Raw genomic sequence first — 16515 nt, forward strand, 5'->3', positions numbered from 1 at the left:
CGCGGCGCGCGGGGCGGCTGGTGTCGGTCGCGCACGACCGGGTAGGGCCCCCCGTCGTGCCACCCCGCTCCCCGGCCGAGGCCGCTCCCCGCTCCGCCGCCGGCCCGGACGAGGGGTACCGGCCCGACCCCAGGCGCTGGCACGCGCTGTCGGTCACCCTCGTCGTCGGGTTCATGTCGCTGCTCGACGTCAGCATCGTGTCGGTCGCGCTGCCCTCGCTGCAGAGCGACCTCGGCGCCACGCCGGCCACGGTGCAGTGGGTGGTGTCGGGCTACGCGCTGACCTTCGGGCTGGCCCTGGTCCCCGCCGGACGGCTGGGCGACGCGCTGGGCCGGCGGCGGCTGTTCCTCGCCGGGCTGGCCGGGTTCGTGCTGGCCAGCGCGGCCGCCGGCGCGGCGCCGTCGATCGGCTGGCTCGTCGCCGCGCGGCTGGTGCAGGGGCTGGCCGCCGGGTGCCTCGCGCCGCAGAACTCCGCGTTCATCCAGCAGCTCTTCCGCGGCGCCGAGCGCGGCCGTGCCTTCGGCCTGTTCGGCGCCACGGTCGGCATCTCCACCGCCGTCGGGCCGGTCGCCGGCGGGGCGATCCTCGGCCTGGCGTCGGGCCCCGACGGCTGGCGCTGGCTGTTCTACGTCAACGTGCCGATCGGCGTCGTCGCCTTCCTGCTGGCCCTGCGGCTGCTGCCGCGAGGCGGGTCGGGCGGGCGCGGGCGGATCGACGTCGTCGGGGTGCTGCTGCTCGGCGCCGGGGCGCTGGCCGTCCTGTTCCCGCTGGTGCAGGCCGAGGCCGGCGGGCTGTCGCGGCTGTGGTGGCTGTTCGCCGTCGGCGTGGCGCTGCTGGGCGCCTTCGTGGCCTGGGAGCGGCGGGTGGTGGCCCGCGACGGCCAGCCGGTGTTCGATCCCCGCCTGGTCACGCAGACCCGCGGGTACGGCATCGGGGCGGCGCTGGGCACCGTGTACTTCGTCGGCTTCAGCGGCATCTGGCTGGTGCTCGCGCTGTTCTTCCAGACCGGCCTGGGCTACACGCCGCTGCAGTCGGGCCTGGCGGTGACGCCCTTCGCGCTGGGGTCGGCGTCCTCGGCCGTGGTGGCCGGGCGGCTGGTCGAGCGGTACGGGCGGAGGCTGACCGTGCTCGGGCTGGTGACGGTGATCGCCGGCCTGGCGGCGGCTGCGGGCGTGCTGCTGCTCGTCCCGCCGTCGGCGGCCGGGTGGGCCATCGCGCCGGCGCTGCTGCTGGGCGGCGTCGGCGGTGGCCTGGTCATCTCGCCCAACATCACGATGACCCTGCGCGACGTGCCGGTGGCCATGGCCGGCGCGGCCGGCGGCGGCCTGCAGACCGCCCAGCGCTTCGGCGCGGCGGTCGGCACCGCGGCGCTGCCGGGCCTGTTCTACCTGGTCCTCGGCGCCACTGGCGACGACTACCCCGTCGCCGCGGCGTCGGGACTGGCCGTGTCGGTGCTCGGCGCCGCCGCCGCGCTGGTGCTCGGCGTGGTCGACCTGCGGCGCAACCGGGCCGGGGACCGCGACGGCGCCGACCGCGCGGCCGGCGACGGGGGTCCGGTGCCCGGCGAGCGGCACGGTCCCGACGGCGTGCACAGCCACGGCCACGCCTGGCACGGCTGACCCGGAGCACCTACCGCACGCCGCCCGGGAGCCGGTCGAGCAGCCGGCGCAGCCGGACCACCGCGCCGGTGGCCGACCGCACGGGACGGGCGGCCGGCCGCGCCCAGACGTCGTCGAGCGCGGCGTTCCACGGCCCGTCGGCGTGCGCGGGGTACGGGTGGACCTCGGCCGCGAGGTCGGTGGTGCGCAGCCCGGTGCGGACGGCGAGGGTCAGCTCCGCGAGCGCGCCTCACCGGCCCGTGGCCCCACGACGGTGGCGCCCTCGATCCGCGACCGGCGCCCGAGCGCCAGCCGGGCGAAGCCGTCGGCGACCAGCAGGTCCCAGGGCCTCTCGCGCGGCACGGCGCCCCTCCCGTCGGGATCGCCGGCACGGGAGCGCGGCGGAGGTCGGTGCGAACGTCCCACGGGGCGGCCCGTCCCGTGACGCGGCCTCCCGGTCAGCGCGCCTCCCGTGCGCGGCGACGCGCCGCGCGCAGTGGCTCGGGGAGCCGGACGCCGGCCGTCGTCGAGAGGACGAGGGCGGCGGCCGTGGCCGGGTCGGTGCGCCAGCCGGCCGACGCCACCACCGGCCGCACGCCCGGCGCGGTCCGCACCGCCCGGGCCACCTCCTCGCCGACGGCGAGCAGCGGGGCGGTGTCCCCGCGGGCCGGCCCCGGCTCCGGTCCGACGGCGACCAGCGGCCGGTCGGTGACCCCGGCGCTCGGCAGGTCCAGCGCCGCCCCGAGGTGCAGCGCGAGCCCGGCCCGCCTCGGGTGGTCGCGTCCGGCGGCGGCCACCAGCAGGACGTCGGGACGACGCCCGAGCGCGGCCACCGCCGCGGCCAGCAGCGGGCCCTCGCGCAGCGCGAGCAGCGACGGTGCGTACGGACCCGGAGCCGGGCCGGTCACCGTGGTGCCGGCGAGCACCCGCGGCCCGCGGGCGAGGACGGCGGCGGCCACGAGCCCGGCGCCACCGTCGGCGGCCGCGACCGCGGCGACCAGCGGCTCCCCGGCCGGCCGCCACGGCGGCGGGCGCTGCGCGGCCAGCCGGTCCTGCAGGGCCTCGAGGGCGACGGCGTCGTCCGGCCAGCCGGGAGCGGTCACGGCCGCCACGCTGCCCGCCCCGGCGAGGACCGGCACCACGGGGCACGCGGCCGGGGGACGCCGGTCGCGGCGGACCGCAGGGGCCGGGACACTGGTCGCAGCCGGCGCCGCCACCCGGGGGGCCGGGGCCGGTCAGGCCCTGCCGCTCGAGATCCCCGGGCGGCAGGGCCGCCTGCGCCGGGCCGGGTCAGGCCGGGGGGAACTCGCCGGTGTCGACCAGGTGCGCGGCGAGGTCGCGGACCTTCGTGTTCGTCTCGTTGGAGACGCGGGCCAGCGCGTCGAACGCCTGGGACGCGGTGAGCCGGTAGCGCTCGATGAGGATCCCCTTGGCCTGGTCGATCACCGCCCGGGACTCCAGCGCCGCCTGCAGGTTCTGGGCCAGCTGCACGCTGCGGGCGTGCAGCTGGCCGTTCGCCACGGGGACCGCGGCGTGGTGCGCGAACCGCTCGGCGCGCTCTCGGGCCCCACCGGCGCCCAGCGGGAGCTGCAGGTACAGGTTGAGCCCGCCGGCCACGGGCCGCGGGGAGGGGAGGGGCATGGACACCACACCGCGCAGGCCGGCCGCGGCGGCGGCCGTGGCGAGCCCCGGCCAGCGCTCCTCGCGCTCGGTGTCGGCGACCACCGCCACCTCGCCGGTCCTCGCGGCGTGCACGCACGGGCCCTCGCCGGCGGTGTACTGGACCTCGTCGAGCGCGGCCGCGACCTGGGAGCTCGTCCCCACCGTGCGGGGGCTGTCGGCGCCCACGACGGTCACCGAGAGCGCCGGCCGGCCCCCCAGCACGTCGGCGGCGAGATCCGCGACCTGCTCGAGCAGCAGGGGCAGGGGCCGGTCCAGCGGGATCAGGCCGAGGTCGAGGAGGGCAGCCGAGAAGGGGTCGCCGTCGGGGCGGGTCACGAGTCGTACTCCGGGGGGCCGTGGAGCCGGCGGGGGCGTGCCGGCCGCAGGATCGGGGGCCCGGTGGTTCCAGGACCCCGAACGGGTGAGGGCGAGCCCCTCCTGCACGCCGGCTGTGTGACGCGCGCCCAGCAGGATACCGGGGACGGGGCGGGTGGCCGGGCCCGGCGGTCAGGGCTCGCCGCAGCGGGCGGCGACGTCGCGGGTCAGGTGCGGCTGGTCGGCGGCGACCTCCGCGAGGGTCACCGCGCGCTCCCGCGGCCTCCCGGCCGCCTCCTGCAGCCGGCGCCCCTGCACCAGCCACGTCGCCGCGCCTGACCCGTCGGTGCGGTGGGTAGCCCGGCAGCGTGCACACCCCCAGCACCGACCCCGCCGACGGGCCCCGCGAGGGCCGGCTGCAGCTGCGCGACGGGCGCACGATGGCCTACGCCGAGTGGGGCGACCCGGAGGGCCGGCCGGTGCTCGGCTGCCACGGCTCGCCGAGCTCGCGCCTGGAGCGGCACGTCGAGGACCCCGGCGCCTACCGCCGCTGGGGCGTGCGGCTGATCGTCCCGGACCGGCCCGGGTTCGGCCGGTCCGACCCGCAGCCGGGGCGACGGGTCACCGACTGGCCCGGCGACGTCGTCGAGCTGCTCGACTCCCTCGGCGTCGACCGGTTCGCCACGCTGAGCCTGTCCGGGGGCGCCGCGTACGCGCTGGCCTGCGCCCACGCGCTGCCCGACCGGGTGCACACCGTCGGCGTCCTCGGCGGCGCGCCGCCCCCCGACGTGCCCTGGCCGTGGCCGGGCTGGCTGCCGCCGACGGTGCGCGCCGCCGTGCACCGGCCCTCACCGGCGACGTCGGCGCTGCTGCGGCCGGTGTTCGCGCCGCTGACCGTCCGCCCGGCGCTGCTGCCGCGCTACCTGCAGCTGCGGCTCAACCCCGCCGACCGCCGGGTCATCGGCCGCCCGGCCGTGCGCCGGGTGCTGTCGGCGACGTTCACCGAGGGGCTGCGCCAGGGCGCGGCGTCGCTGGCCGAGGACCGGGCGCTGCTGTTCCGGCCGTGGGGCTTCCCGGTCGGGGAGGTGCGCCAGCAGGTGCACGTCTGGCACGGCACCCAGGACTGGCAGGTGCCGGTCGGGCTGGGCCGGGTGCTGGCGGCCATGCTGCCGCGCTGCCGCGCCCACTGGTACGCCGGCGAGGGGCACTTCCTGGTCTTCGACCACGCCCGCGAGGTGTACGCCGCGCTCGCGCCGTGAGTGTCCCGCCGCGGACGGGGTAGCCGCGCGGCATGCACCCCGACCAGCGCGGCAGCCGCGCCGTGCCCCCGACCTTCGTGAACGCCAACCGGCTGTGGGTGGACTCCCGCCTGCGCTACGAGATCGGGTACCGGGTGGAGGGGGCGGTGCTGCGCCGGCTCGGTGCGCACGGCACCCGCGCGGTGGAGATCGGTACCGGCCGCCGGGGCCTGGGCGCACGGGTCGCCGTCGAGCGGCTCGGCGCGACCGAGGTGACGGCGTTCGACCTGCACCCGGCCAGCGTCGGCCGCGCCCGGATCCGCTGCGCCGACCTCGCCGACCGGGTCACCTTCCGGGTCGGCGACGCCACCGCGCTGCCGGTCGACGACGCGAGCGTCGACCTCGTCGTCGACTTCCACGCACTGCACCACGTCGTCGACTGGCGGGCCGCCGTCGCCGAGGCCGCGCGGGTGCTGCGGCCCGGCGGACAGCTGGCGCTCACCGAGATGACCCGCCGGTTCGTCGACGCGCCCGCGCTGCGGGCGGTGTCGTGGCACCCGCCCGACCGGTTCTCCACCGACGAGCTCCTCGCGGAGCTGGCCGCCTCCGGCCTGCGCGTGCCGGAGGGCCGGCTGCGGCGGGCCGCCGGCGACCGGTGGATCCAGGCCGTCGCGACCCGGGCGTGAGCGTCGGCGGCACCGTCCGGGAGGCCCTGGCGCTGCTGCGCCGGCACGCCGGGCCGGTCTACACCACCTCGCTCGCGGTCACGCTGGTCAACACCGTGCCCGACGTGCTCCGCCAGCTGCTGGTGTACCGCGACCCGAGCGTCGGGCACGCGCTGCTGGTCGACGTCGTCGGCTTCACCACCGGGCTGCTCGCCCAGCTGTGGCTCACCGGCGCGCTCACCGACCTGCCCGGCACCGGCCGGGTGCGGCCGCGCGGCGCGCTGGGCCGCGGGACGGCGACGGCGCTGCGGGCGGTGCGGGTGTCCCCGGCCGCGGTGCTGGCCGGCGTCGTCCTCGGCGGGTCGGTGTCGGCGCTGCTCACCCTGCCGCCGTCGGTGGCCGCGCTCGGCGTCGACGGCGTGCTCGGGCCGCTGGACGCGCCGTCGGCGGCGGCGTTCACCGTGGCCACGGTCAGCGACGTCGTGGCCAGCTGGGTCACGCTGCCCTTCCTCGCCGTCGTGCTGGTGCTGACCGCCGGTTCGACCAGGCGGTTCGCGGGCAAGGGCCGGGCGTGAGGGATCGGGACTGGGACGTCACCCGCCGGGCGGTCGGGTCGCTGTCGGTGTGGATCGGGACGGCGGCACTGTTCGCGCCGCGGTGGATCGCCGGCACCCTCGGCGTGCGGCCCGACGCCGCCCGCGACGACGTCGCGCTGCCGCTGCTGGTGCGGCTGGGCGCGGCCCGCAACATCGCGATGGGCGCCGCGCTGCTCGTCACCCCGGCACCGCAGGCCCGGCGCACCACCGAGGTGGCGCTGCTGCTGACCGCCCTCGACGCGGCCGCGGTGTGGACCTCGCGCGCCACCGGCGACGTGCGCCCGCGCAGCGCCGTGCTGTCGGGGCTCGTGCTGGCGCTGGCCTCCTACGGCGCCGCCCGCTGGCACCGCCGCTGAGACACCGCCTCCCGTGCACTTCCGCGGAAGTGCCCAGGACAGGCCGTGCACTTCCGCGGAAGTGCACCGGAGGGACCGTGCACTTCCGCGGAAGTGCACGGCTGCACGGGCCACCGCTGTCGAGAAACCGCCGCCCGGGATGTCGAGAACCGCAGACCTGCTCCGTCCCCGGGGTGCACGCGGCCAGGATGGGCCGCAGACACCGAGGAGAGACGACATGGCCAAGTACCTGCTGCTCAAGCACTACCGCGGCGCCCCGGCGGCGGTGAACGACGTCCCCATGGAGAAGTGGACGCCGGAGGAGATCTCGGCGCACGTGCGGTACATGGACGACTTCGCGGCCCGGCTCGAGGGGACCGGCGAGTTCGTCGACGCCCAGGCGCTCGCCCCCGACGGGATGTGGGTCCGCTACGACGGCGAGGGGCGCCCGCCGGTGGTCGACGGCCCGTTCGCCGAGACCAAGGACCTCGTGGCCGGCTGGATGGTCGTCGACGTCGACAGCCGCGAGCGCGCGATCGAGCTGGCCGGCGAGCTGTCGGCGGCTCCCGGGGCCGGTGGCGAGCCGATCCACGAGTGGCTCGAGGTGCGCCCGTTCCTCGGCGCGGCCCCCACCGTCACGGAGTGACCCCGCCCCTGGACGAGGTACTCCTCCGGAGCCTCACCCCGGGCGTGCTCGGCGTCCTCGTCCGCCGCGGAGCCGACTTCGCGGCGGCCGAGGACGCCGTCCAGGAGGCGTTGGTCGAGGCGCTGCGCGTCTGGCCGGCCGACCCGCCGCGGGACCCGAGGGCCTGGCTGGTCACCGTGGCCTGGCGGCGGTTCCTCGACGCCACCCGCGCCGATGCCGCCCGGCGCCGGCGCGAGGACCTCGTCGAGGAGGAGCCGCAGCCCGGGCCGGCGTCCGGGGTGGACGACACGCTGGCGCTGTACTTCCTGTGCGCCCACCCGTCGCTGACGCCGTCGTCGGCGGTCGCGCTCACCCTGCGCGCCGTCGGCGGGCTCACCACCCGGCAGATCGCCCGCGCGTACCTGGTGCCCGAGGCCACCATGGCCCAGCGCATCAGCCGGGCCAAGCGCACCGTCTCGGGCGTGCGGTTCGACCGGCCCGGCGACGTCGCCACCGTGCTGCGCGTCCTGTACCTGGTCTTCAACGAGGGCTACTCCGGCGACGTCGACCTCGCCGCCGAGGCGATCCGGCTGACCCGGCAGCTCGCCGCCGTCGTCGACCACCCCGAGGTGGCGGGGCTGCTGGCGCTCATGCTGCTGCACTCCGCCCGGCGGGTTGCCCGCACGGCGCCCGACGGCAGCCTCGTGCCGCTCGCCGAGCAGGACCGCACGCGGTGGGACACCGCGGCGATCACCGAGGGCGTCGCGGTCCTGCAGGCCGCCCTCGCCCGCGACCGGCTCGGCGAGTTCCAGGCCCAGGCCGCCATCGCCGCGCTGCACGCCGACGCACCCACCGCCGCGGAGACCGACTGGGTGCAGATCGTCGAGTGGTACGACGAGCTGGTGCGCCTCACCGACAGCCCGGTCGTGCGGCTCAACCGCGCGGTCGCCGTCGGCGAGGCCGACGGGCCGCGAGCCGGGCTGGCGGCGCTGGCGGAGCTGGACGACTCCCTGCCCCGCCACGCCGCGGTGGCCGCGCACCTGCACGAGGCCGCCGGCGACCTGGAGACGGCGGCACGGCTCTACGCCGAGGCGGCCCGGCGGGCACCCGACCTCGCCGAGCGCGACCACCTGACCCGCCGGGCCGCCCGGCTCAACACCCGCCCGCGTCCCTGAGGCCCCACCGCCCGGGCCGGTCGGCGTGCACTTCCGCGGAAGTGCACCGGACGGGACCGTGCACCTCCGCGGAAGTGCCCGCCTGGTGCGCTACCGCCAGGCGAAGACCGGCTGCTCCAGGTGGGCGACGCGGGTGTGCCGGCCGCGGCAGGCGACCTGGCAGAACTGGTACACGACCGCCGCGGTGGGGGCGTGCAGCCACCCGCCGAGCAGCGGCAGCCGGATGACCGGCGCGTCGGACTCCGGGATGGTCACCAGCACCGGGTCGACGTCGAGGTCGGCCAGCGGCACGCGGTGCACCGCGGCCACCTCGGCCTCGGCGGGGGAGAGGTCGCCCACCTCGCCCGCCCACACGACCACCGGCGTCATCACGTAGCCCGAGCGCGTCACGTAGTCGTCGAGCAGGCCGAGCACGTCGCCGGGACCGCGGTGCAGCCCCACCTCCTCGGCCAGCTCGCGCAGCGCGCCCTCGACGGGCGTCTCGCCGTCGTCGAGCCGCCCGCCGGGCAGCGCCCACTGCCCGGCGTGGGCCCGCAGGCCCGCCGCCCGGCGGGTGAGCAGCAGCGCCGGCCGCTCCGGCGGCCCGGTCACGCAGACGGTGACGGCGGCCTGGCGCAGCTCGGGACGGCCGGCCGCGCGGCGGGGGAACTGCCCCAGCCGCGCGGCCGCCGTCGCGCGGTCGAGCGTCAGAACCAGCCGCGCCGGCCGCCGAGCTGGCGCACCGCGGCGTCGAGCTGGGCGGCCACCGCGGACACGTCGGTGTCGTGGTGGGACAGGTGCAGCCGGCCGCCCACGTCGCGGCCCTCGGTGAGCAGCCCGCCGCGCCGGTCGACCTCGAGGACGACCTCGACGCCGTGCGGCGAGGCCAGGAAGGTCACCTCCAGCTCGTTGACCCGCCCGCGCAGCGACGACGGCGGCGCGAACTCCACCTCCTGGTAGAAGGGCAGGTCGCTGCCGGCCAGGCGGCCCTTCTCGACGTCGGCGCCGCGGAAGGCGAAGCCGAGGCCGGACAGGGCCTGGATGACCGTGCGCTGCACCGGCAGCGGCTCGACGGTGACCGCGTCGAGGTCGCCGGGGTCGACCCCGCCGGGGACGTCGACCTTGGTGCGCAGGCCGATCTTCACCCCGCGCAGCGTCCAGCCGTCGAGCGTGGTGAACGGGCACTGCCAGGGCACCGGGAAGCTGAACGGGACGGCCGCCCGCGCGCCCGCCTCGATCCGGCCGGCGCCGGCGATCACCGCGGTGCCGAAGGTGACGTTCTCGCGCCACTCGTGGTCACCGCTCTCCACCTCGACGGTGGCCTGCAGCGACACCCGCAGCTCGTTGATCTCCTGGGCGATCTGGCCGCCGGTGAGGTGCACGGTGCCGGTGACGGTGCCGCCGGGGGTGGTGACCGGGGTGTCGAGGACGGCGTCGACGGTGGCGTTGCCGGCGCCGAGCTTCGCCATCAGGTTGCGGAAGGCCATGGGGGAGGTGCTCCGTTCGGTTCGGGGACGGCGGGCACTCTGACACCACGCCCGGCGACTGGCGAGGGGTTCCCGCGCGGCGGTCAGCCGGCGGGGAGCACCCGCAGGCCCAGCAGTGCGACGTCGTCGGCGCGGTCGGGCGCCAGGCGGGCCAGCACCGTGTCGCAGACCTCGCCGGCCGGGAGGCCCGCGAGGTCGACGGCCGCGGCGAGCAGCCGCGCCAGCCCGGCGTCGAGGTCGGCGTCGCGGCGCTCGACGAGGCCGTCGGTGTAGAGCAGCAGCGTGGTGCCGGGGGCGAGCACCTCGACGGCGTCGGAGCGGACGCTGTCCGGCCGGACGCCCAGCAGCAGGTCGGGCCGGCGGTCGAGCAGGCGGGGCGGCCCGGCGGCGGGGACCAGCAGCGGCGGCAGGTGCCCCGCGCTGGACCAGGTGAGGGTGTGGGTACCGGCGCGCGCCGGCTCGACGCAGGCGAGGACGGCGGTGGCCAGGGTCGCCGTCCCGAAGCCGTCGAGCGCCCGGTCGAGCGTGGTCAGCACCCGCGACGGCGGTCCGCCGACGGCCGCCGTGATGCCGCGCAGCACGTTGCGGACCTGGCCCATGACCGCGGCGGCCATCCGGTCGTGGCCGGTCACGTCGCCGATGACGAGGGTGGTGCCCTCGCCCGAGGTGAACGCGTCGTACCAGTCGCCGCCCACCTGTGCCTCCACCGCGGCCGGGCGGTACCGGACGGCGAGGTCGAGCCCGGGCCGGTGCGGCGGGTCGGTGAGCAGGGAGCGCTGCAGCGTCTCGGCCAGGCTGCGGGTGGCCGAGGCCAGCCGCCGCTCGTCCTCGAGGCGGGTCACCCGATCCACGGCCTGCACGGTCTGGACGGCGAGCGCCTCGAGGACTCGCACGTCGTGGTCCTCGAACACGCGGGGCCCGGCCCAGCCGACGGTCAGCGAGCCGAGCAGGCGCTCGCCCGAGCGCAGCGGCAGCGCCGCCCAGGACCGCAGCCCCGGTGCCGGCGGCGGCTGGGCGCCGGCGTCGCCGACCAGGACCGTCCGCCCCCGGGCGGCGACCGCCGCGGGGTGCTGCGCGTCGGCGGCGAGCCGGAGGGCTCCCGGCGCGCCGGACGCGGTGAGCAGCAGGTCCCCGCCGCGCGGCCCGGGGAGCGCGAGCGCGTGCAGCGACGCGCCCAGGGCGGCGCCGCCGTGCTCGGCGAGCAGGTCGACCAGGTGGTGACGGCTCTCGGCGGCGGCGAGGGCGGAGACGATGGCGGCCAGGCCGGCGAGCGACCGGGCGGTGCGCTGCTGGCGGGCACCGACCGCGCGCAGCTCGGCGACGGCGGTCTCCAGCTCCCGGGTGCGGCTGAGCAGGTCGGCCTCGACGTCGGCCACGCGGCGCTGCTCCCGGTCGGCCTCCCCGCGCGCCTCGTCGCGCAGCCGCACGTAGTCGGTGATGTCCTCGGTGCGGTGCAGCAGGAGGGCCACCCGGCCCTCGTCGTCGAGGACCGGCACGTGCACCGGGCTCCAGTACCGCTCCTCGAAGGTGCCGTCGGGCCGCGGGATGTCGTACTTCTGGATCTGCATCACCACCGGCCGGCCGGTGTCGCGGGCCTGCTCCAGCGTCGTCCTCAGGTTGGCCGGACCGTCGGCCGCCGGGTCGTCGGGCGGCACGGGGAAGACGTCGAACAGCCGGCGGCCGACCGTGTCCTCGTGCGTCCTCCCGGCGTTCTGCAGCAGCGCCCGGTTCGCGTCCACGACCACGAGGTCGGGGGTCAGCAGTACCAGCGGCACCGGGGCGACGTCGAACACCCGCCTCCAGTCGGGAACCGGCAGCTCCTGTTCCATCCGCTCCCCGTGCCCCGGTGGGAGAGCGGGGACACACGGGCTACCCACGGGTAGTTGGACGTCCTACTAAATCGGGCCTACCGTGCGGGCATGGCCTCCGCGGAGCTGCACGTGCCCGTCCACCCCGTCCGGTTCGTCACCGCGGCGAGCCTGTTCGACGGGCACGACGCGGCGATCAACGTCATGCGCCGGCTGCTGCAGAGCCAGGGCGCGGAGGTGGTCCACCTGGGCCACGACCGGTCGGTCGACGCCGTCGTCCGGGCCGCGCTGGAGGAGGACGTGCAGGGCGTCGCGATCTCCTCCTACCAGGGCGGGCACGTCGAGTACTTCAGCTACCTCAAGGAGCGGCTGGCCGAGGTCGGCGCCGGGCACGTGCAGGTGTTCGGCGGCGGCGGGGGCGTGATCGTGCCCGAGGAGATCGCGCTGCTGGCCGAGCGCGGCGTGCGGGTGTTCAGCCCCGAGGACGGCGCCCGGCTGGGCCTGCCGGGGATGATCAACGAGCTGATCCGCGCCTGCGACGTCGACCTCACCGCGCAGCGGCCCGACGTCGAGGCGCTGCTCACCGGCGACCCGCGGGCGCTGGCCCGGGCGATCAGCGTGCTGGAGGCCGGTGCCGACGCCGACCTCGCCGCCCGGGTCCGCGAGGCCGCCGCCGGGCGCACCGTGCCGGTCCTCGGCATCACCGGCACCGGCGGGTCGGGCAAGTCCTCCCTCACCGACGAGCTGCTGCGCCGGCTGCGCCGCGACCAGGAGGACAAGCTGCGGGTCGCCGTCGTCGCGATCGACCCCACCCGCCGCCGCGGCGGGGGAGCGCTGCTCGGCGACCGGATCCGGATGAACGCGCTGGAGTCCGGCGAGGGGTCGCACACCTTCTTCCGCTCGATGGCCACCCGCACCGCCGGCGCGCAGGTGCCCCAGCACCTCGACGACGTCATCGCCGCGGTCAAGGCCGCCGGGTTCGACCTCGTCGTCGTCGAGACGCCGGGCATCGGGCAGGGCGACGCGGCGATCGTGCCGTTCAGCGACGTTTCGCTCTACGTCATGACGCCGGAGTTCGGTGCCGCCTCGCAGCTCGAGAAGATCGACATGCTCGACCTCGCCGACGTCGTGGCGATCAACAAGTTCGAGCGGCGCGGTGCCGAGGACGCCCGCCGCGACGTGGCCCGTCAGATGGTGCGCAACCGCGAGGCGTTCGGGCAGCCGTGGGAGCAGATGCCGGTGTTCGGCACCAGCGCCGCCCGGTTCGACGACGACGGCGTCACCGCGCTCTACCAGCACCTGCTCGGCCTGCTGGTGGAGCAGGGCCTGCCCGCCGGCGCGGGCGTGCTGCCGCGGGTCGACGTCCGCGCCTCGACCGGGCTGTCGAGCGTCGTGCCGTCGTCGCGGGCGCGCTACCTCGCCGAGGTCGCCGACGCCGTCCGCGGCCACCACCGGGTCACCGAGGAGCAGGCCGCGCTCGCCCGGCGCCGGCAGCACCTGACCACCGCGGCCGGCGTGCTGGAGGGCGCGGCCGCCGAGGCGGCGCGGGAGGCGGCGGAGGCCGCCGCGCGGGAGCTGCTGCCCGAGGTGCGCACCCTGCTCGAGGAGTGGCCGGCCCGGGTGGAGCAGTACTCCGGGGACGAGTACGTCTACACGGTGCGCGGCACGGAGGTCCGCACGCCGCTGACCCGCGAGACGCTCAGCGGGACGAAGGTGCCGCGGGTGGCGCTGCCGCGCACCACCGACGACGCCGACCTGCTGCGCTTCCTGCGGCGGGAGAACCTGCCCGGCGCCTTCCCCTACACGGCCGGCGTCTTCCCGTTCAAGCGCACCGGCGAGGCGCCGGCGCGGATGTTCGCCGGCGAGGGCGACGCCTTCCGCACCAACCGGCGGTTCCGGGTGCTGTCGGCCGGCAGCGAGGCCACCCGGCTGTCCACGGCGTTCGACTCGGTGACCCTCTACGGCCGCGACCCCGACCCGCGTCCCGACGTCTACGGCAAGGTCGGCACCTCCGGCGTCTCGATCGCCACGCTCGACGACATGCGGGTGCTCTACGACGGGTTCGACCTGTGTGCCCCGACCACGTCGGTGTCGATGACCATCAACGGGCCGGCGCCCGCGGTGCTGGCGATGTTCCTCAACACCGCGATCGAGCAGCGGCTGGACCGCTTCCGCGAGGAGGAGGGCCGCGAGCCCGACGCGGGGGAGGCCGAGGAGATCCGCGCCTGGGTGTTGTCCACCGTCCGCGGGACGGTGCAGGCCGACATCCTCAAGGAGGACCAGGGCCAGAACACCTGCATCTTCTCCACCGAGTTCGCGCTGCGCTGCATGGCCGACATCCAGCAGTGGTTCATCGACCACCGGGTGCGCAACTTCTACTCGGTGTCGATCTCCGGCTACCACATCGCCGAGGCCGGGGCGAACCCGATCAGCCAGCTCGCCTTCACGCTGGCCAACGGCTTCACCTACGTCGAGGCCTACCTCGCGCGCGGCATGGCCATCGACGACTTCGCGCCGAACCTGAGCTTCTTCTTCTCCAACGGCATGGACGCCGAGTACACGGTCATCGGCCGGGTGGCGCGGCGGATCTGGGCCGTGGCGATGCGCGACCGCTACGGCGCGAACGCCCGCTCCCAGCAGCTGAAGTACCACGTGCAGACCTCGGGACGGTCGCTGCACGCGCAGGAGATGGACTTCAACGACATCCGCACCACCCTGCAGGCGCTGTGCGCGATCTACGACAACGCCAACAGCCTGCACACCAACGCCTACGACGAGGCGGTGACCACGCCGTCGGAGCACTCGGTGCGCCGGGCGCTGGCCATCCAGATGATCATCGACCGGGAGTGGGGCCTGGCGGGCAACGAGAACCCGCTGCAGGGGTCGGCGATCGTCGAGGAGCTCACCGACCTGGTCGAGGAGGCGGTGCTGGCCGAGTTCGACCGGATCGCCGAGCGCGGCGGGGTGCTGGGCGCCATGGAGACCGGCTACCAGCGCGGCCGGATCCAGGACGAGTCGATGCTCTACGAGCACCGCAAGCACGACGGCTCGCTGCCGATCGTCGGCGTCAACACCTTCCTCGACCCGCACCGGGACTCCGGCCCACCCAAGCCTCTGGAGCTCGCCCGGGCCACCGAGGAGGAGAAGCAGTCACAGCTGCGCCGGCTCGCCGACTTCCAGGCCCGGCACGCCGACGAGGCACCGGCGGCGCTGGCCGCGCTGCAGCAGGCGGCGACGTCGGGCGGCAACGTGTTCGCCGCCCTCATGGACGCCGTCCGGGTGTGCTCGCTGGGCCAGATCAGCGAGGCGTTCTTCGAGGTGGGCGGCCAGTACCGGCGCAACGTGTGAGCGCGGACCCCCCGCCCGACAGGTGCCAATATCGCGATATTTGCTCCGTCGACGACCTGGGCCACCCGGTCGCGCTGCCGCGGCCGCCCCGGCGGATCGTGTCGCTGGTGCCCTCGCTGACCGAGGCGCTGGCGGTCACCGTCCCGGAGCGGCTGGTCGGCGCCACCGACTGGTGCACCCACCCGGCCGGCCTGGACGTGGCGCGGGTCCGCGGCACGAAGAACCCCGACCGGGCGGCCATCGAGGCGCTCGCGCCCGACCTCGTCGTGTGCAACCGGGAGGAGAACCGGCGTCTCGACGTCGACCGGCTGCGTGCGGCCGGCGTGCCGGTCTGGGTGACGGTCATCGAGTCGGTGGACGAGGCGCTGGCCTCGATGCGGCGGCTGTCCGCCGAGGCGCTCGGCGTCGGCGAGCCGGCCTGGCTGACCGCGGCGGCCGCCGAGTGGGCGCGGCCGGTGCCGGCGCCGCCGCTGCGCTGCGCCGTCCCGGTCTGGCGCGACCCGTGGATGGTCGTGGGCCCGCGCACCTTCACCGGGGACGTGCTGGCACGGCTGGGGCTGGTCAACGTGTTCGTGGCGGGGGAGGACCGCTATCCGCACGTGGCGGTCGACGACGTCCTGGCCGCGCGGCCCGACGTCGTCCTGCTGCCCGACGAGCCCTACCCGTTCACCGCCGACGACGGCCCGGAGGCCCTCCCCGGCGTCCGGTCGGTGCTGGTGTCGGGCCGGGCGCTGACCTGGTACGGGCCCTCGCTGACCACCGCCCGCGCCGACCTGCTCACCGCTCTCGGCCCCCGCTGAGGCGCCGGCCAGGGAGCTCGCCCGTCGCGGGCGCCGCCACGCCGGTGGCCGACCGCAGATCGGGGTCGCGGGCGGCGAGCACCTGGGACAGGCGCAGGAACAGCGACGGCGACAGCCGCATCAGGCGCCACGCGATGCGGGCCTGCCGGGGCGCGACGACGATCGGCCGGTTCCGGTCGACCCCGCGCAGGACGTCGGCGGCCAGGTCGTCGGCGTCGTGGAGCCGGCCCCCGTTCAGCTTCCGGATCACCGTCCGGACGTCGATCGCCTCGACGCTCGGCAGCCGCGGGAGGTCCGGTGGCATCCCCCTGTCCAGCATCGGGGTGTCCACTCCGCCGGGACACACCACGGTCACCCGCACCCCGTGGGAGGCGGCCTCCCCGCGCAGCGCCAGCGAGAGGCCGACGACCCCCCACTTCGTCATGGCGTAGGGAGCGAACCCCGGGTTGGGCAGCAACCCGGCCACCGACGCGGTGTTGACGATGTGCCCGGCTCCCTGGCGCACCATCACCGGGTAGGCGGCGTGCACGCCGTGCACCACGCCCCGCAGGTTCACGTCGACGGCCCGGTCCCAGTGGGCCAGGGACAGCTCCTCGATGCGGCCGCCGATGCCCACGCCGGCGTTGTTGAACAGCAGGTCGAGCCGGCCGTACCGCGACGCGGTGCCCGCCACCAGGCCCCCGACGGCCGCCGCGTCCCGCACGTCCAGCTCGGCGCCGGAGGCCGCGCCCGGTCCACCCGCGGCGACCTGCTCCGCGACCCGGGCCGCCGCCGCGCCGTCGGTGCCCGTGAGGACCACCGTGTCGCCGCGACGCACCAGCGCCGCGCTCAGCGCCCGTCCGATCCCCGAGGTCCCGCCGGTCACGATCGCCACGCGCGGCACG

The 16515-nt window shown here is 76.9% G+C and carries 17 protein-coding genes; 9 read left to right on the forward strand and 8 right to left on the reverse strand.

All coding sequences use genetic code 11. The features are described from left to right. Nucleotides 1–56: 56 nt before the first annotated feature. Entirely contained in the window at nt 57–1619 is a 1563-nt protein-coding gene (locus CHC04_RS08455) for an MFS transporter (protein WP_089403495.1), read from the forward strand. A gap of 210 nt (nt 1620–1829) precedes the next feature. On the opposite strand, the gene CHC04_RS25230 is transcribed toward CHC04_RS08455, so the two are convergent. The 4 genes from CHC04_RS25230 to CHC04_RS25235 form a co-directional block, all read right to left on the reverse strand. Further along, nucleotides 1830–1961 carry a hypothetical protein gene (locus tag CHC04_RS25230; RefSeq protein WP_281252207.1) on the reverse strand — a complete coding sequence of 44 codons (132 nt, stop codon included), beginning with the start codon at nt 1959–1961 and terminating at the stop codon, nt 1830–1832. Nucleotides 1962–2056: 95 nt separating this feature from the next. Then, entirely contained in the window at nt 2057–2701 is a 645-nt protein-coding gene (locus CHC04_RS08460; RefSeq protein WP_089403978.1) for an endonuclease V, read from the reverse strand. A 187-nt stretch (nt 2702–2888) separates the two neighbouring features. After that, a complete protein-coding gene (locus CHC04_RS08465) occupies nt 2889–3596 on the reverse strand; it encodes a GAF and ANTAR domain-containing protein (RefSeq protein ID WP_089403496.1) in 708 nt (235 codons plus the stop codon). Between the two features lie 171 nt (nt 3597–3767). Continuing rightward, the gene (locus CHC04_RS25235; RefSeq protein ID WP_281252208.1) at nt 3768–3893 is read right to left on the reverse strand and encodes a hypothetical protein; all 126 of its coding nucleotides are present in this window, start codon (nt 3891–3893) and stop codon (nt 3768–3770) included. Nucleotides 3894–3943: 50 nt separating this feature from the next. Between CHC04_RS25235 and CHC04_RS08470 the strand changes: the two genes are divergently transcribed. The 6 genes from CHC04_RS08470 to CHC04_RS08495 all read left to right on the forward strand — a co-directional run bounded on the left by CHC04_RS08470 (nt 3944) and on the right by CHC04_RS08495 (nt 8209). Next, on the forward strand, nt 3944–4834 hold the full coding sequence (locus CHC04_RS08470) for an alpha/beta fold hydrolase (RefSeq protein ID WP_245817071.1): 891 nt from the start codon (nt 3944–3946) through the stop codon (nt 4832–4834). A gap of 32 nt (nt 4835–4866) precedes the next feature. Beyond that, nucleotides 4867–5499, forward strand: coding sequence for a class I SAM-dependent methyltransferase (locus CHC04_RS08475; RefSeq protein WP_089403497.1), 633 nt, complete (start codon nt 4867–4869; stop codon nt 5497–5499). After that, nucleotides 5496–6053, forward strand: coding sequence for a hypothetical protein (locus CHC04_RS24045; protein ID WP_089403498.1), 558 nt, complete (start codon nt 5496–5498; stop codon nt 6051–6053). The genes CHC04_RS08475 and CHC04_RS24045 overlap by 4 nt, the downstream gene beginning before the upstream one ends. Beyond that, nucleotides 6050–6430 carry a DUF4267 domain-containing protein gene (locus tag CHC04_RS24050; protein WP_089403499.1) on the forward strand — a complete coding sequence of 127 codons (381 nt, stop codon included), beginning with the start codon at nt 6050–6052 and terminating at the stop codon, nt 6428–6430. Before CHC04_RS24045 ends, CHC04_RS24050 begins: the two co-directional genes overlap by 4 nt. Before the next feature lie 217 nt (nt 6431–6647). Further along, nucleotides 6648–7055, forward strand: coding sequence for a YciI family protein (locus CHC04_RS08490; RefSeq protein ID WP_089403500.1), 408 nt, complete (start codon nt 6648–6650; stop codon nt 7053–7055). Then, a complete protein-coding gene (locus tag CHC04_RS08495; protein ID WP_217897258.1) occupies nt 7052–8209 on the forward strand; it encodes an RNA polymerase sigma factor in 1158 nt (385 codons plus the stop codon). The genes CHC04_RS08490 and CHC04_RS08495 overlap by 4 nt, the downstream gene beginning before the upstream one ends. Nucleotides 8210–8299: 90 nt before the next feature. Here CHC04_RS08495 and CHC04_RS08500 read toward each other — a convergent pair whose 3' ends face one another. The 3 genes from CHC04_RS08500 to CHC04_RS08510 form a co-directional block, all read right to left on the reverse strand. Beyond that, nucleotides 8300–8905, reverse strand: a complete 606-nt coding sequence (locus CHC04_RS08500; RefSeq protein ID WP_342743493.1) for an NUDIX hydrolase — start codon at nt 8903–8905, stop codon at nt 8300–8302. Next, nucleotides 8896–9675 (reverse strand): sporulation protein, encoded by a 780-nt coding sequence (locus CHC04_RS08505; protein ID WP_089403501.1) that lies wholly within the window; start codon nt 9673–9675, stop codon nt 8896–8898. The genes CHC04_RS08500 and CHC04_RS08505 overlap by 10 nt, the downstream gene beginning before the upstream one ends. Nucleotides 9676–9758: 83 nt before the next feature. Next, nucleotides 9759–11504, reverse strand: a complete 1746-nt coding sequence (locus CHC04_RS08510) for a SpoIIE family protein phosphatase (protein WP_089403502.1) — start codon at nt 11502–11504, stop codon at nt 9759–9761. 90 nt (nt 11505–11594) lie between these two features. On the opposite strand from CHC04_RS08510, the gene icmF reads away from it, so the two are divergent. Next, nucleotides 11595–14831, forward strand: coding sequence for a fused isobutyryl-CoA mutase/GTPase IcmF (gene icmF, locus CHC04_RS08515; protein WP_089403503.1), 3237 nt, complete (start codon nt 11595–11597; stop codon nt 14829–14831). Further along, entirely contained in the window at nt 14828–15631 is an 804-nt protein-coding gene (locus CHC04_RS08520) for a helical backbone metal receptor (protein ID WP_245817073.1), read from the forward strand. The genes icmF and CHC04_RS08520 overlap by 4 nt, the downstream gene beginning before the upstream one ends. Here CHC04_RS08520 and CHC04_RS08525 read toward each other — a convergent pair. Continuing rightward, the gene (locus CHC04_RS08525; RefSeq protein WP_245817074.1) at nt 15609–16505 is read right to left on the reverse strand and encodes an SDR family NAD(P)-dependent oxidoreductase; all 897 of its coding nucleotides are present in this window, start codon (nt 16503–16505) and stop codon (nt 15609–15611) included. The two genes, CHC04_RS08520 and CHC04_RS08525, sit on opposite strands and share 23 nt — an antisense overlap. Nucleotides 16506–16515: the final 10 nt, after the last annotated feature.

It is taken from the genome of Geodermatophilus saharensis, from assembly GCF_900188205.1.
Taxonomy (GTDB): Bacteria; Actinomycetota; Actinomycetes; order Mycobacteriales; family Geodermatophilaceae; genus Geodermatophilus; species Geodermatophilus saharensis.

What these genes read in the sequence shown, in the direction of transcription:
- CHC04_RS08475 (WP_089403497.1), top strand. Translation starts at nt 4,867, where the DNA reads ATGCACCCCGACCAGCGCGGCAGCCGCGCCGTGCCCCCGACCTTCGTG.
- CHC04_RS08490 (WP_089403500.1), top strand. Translation starts at nt 6,648, where the DNA reads ATGGCCAAGTACCTGCTGCTCAAGCACTACCGCGGCGCCCCGGCGGCG.
- CHC04_RS08505 (WP_089403501.1), bottom strand. Translation starts at nt 9,675, where the DNA reads ATGGCCTTCCGCAACCTGATGGCGAAGCTCGGCGCCGGCAACGCCACC.
- CHC04_RS08510 (WP_089403502.1), bottom strand. Translation starts at nt 11,504, where the DNA reads ATGGAACAGGAGCTGCCGGTTCCCGACTGGAGGCGGGTGTTCGACGTC.
- icmF (WP_089403503.1), top strand. Translation starts at nt 11,595, where the DNA reads ATGGCCTCCGCGGAGCTGCACGTGCCCGTCCACCCCGTCCGGTTCGTC.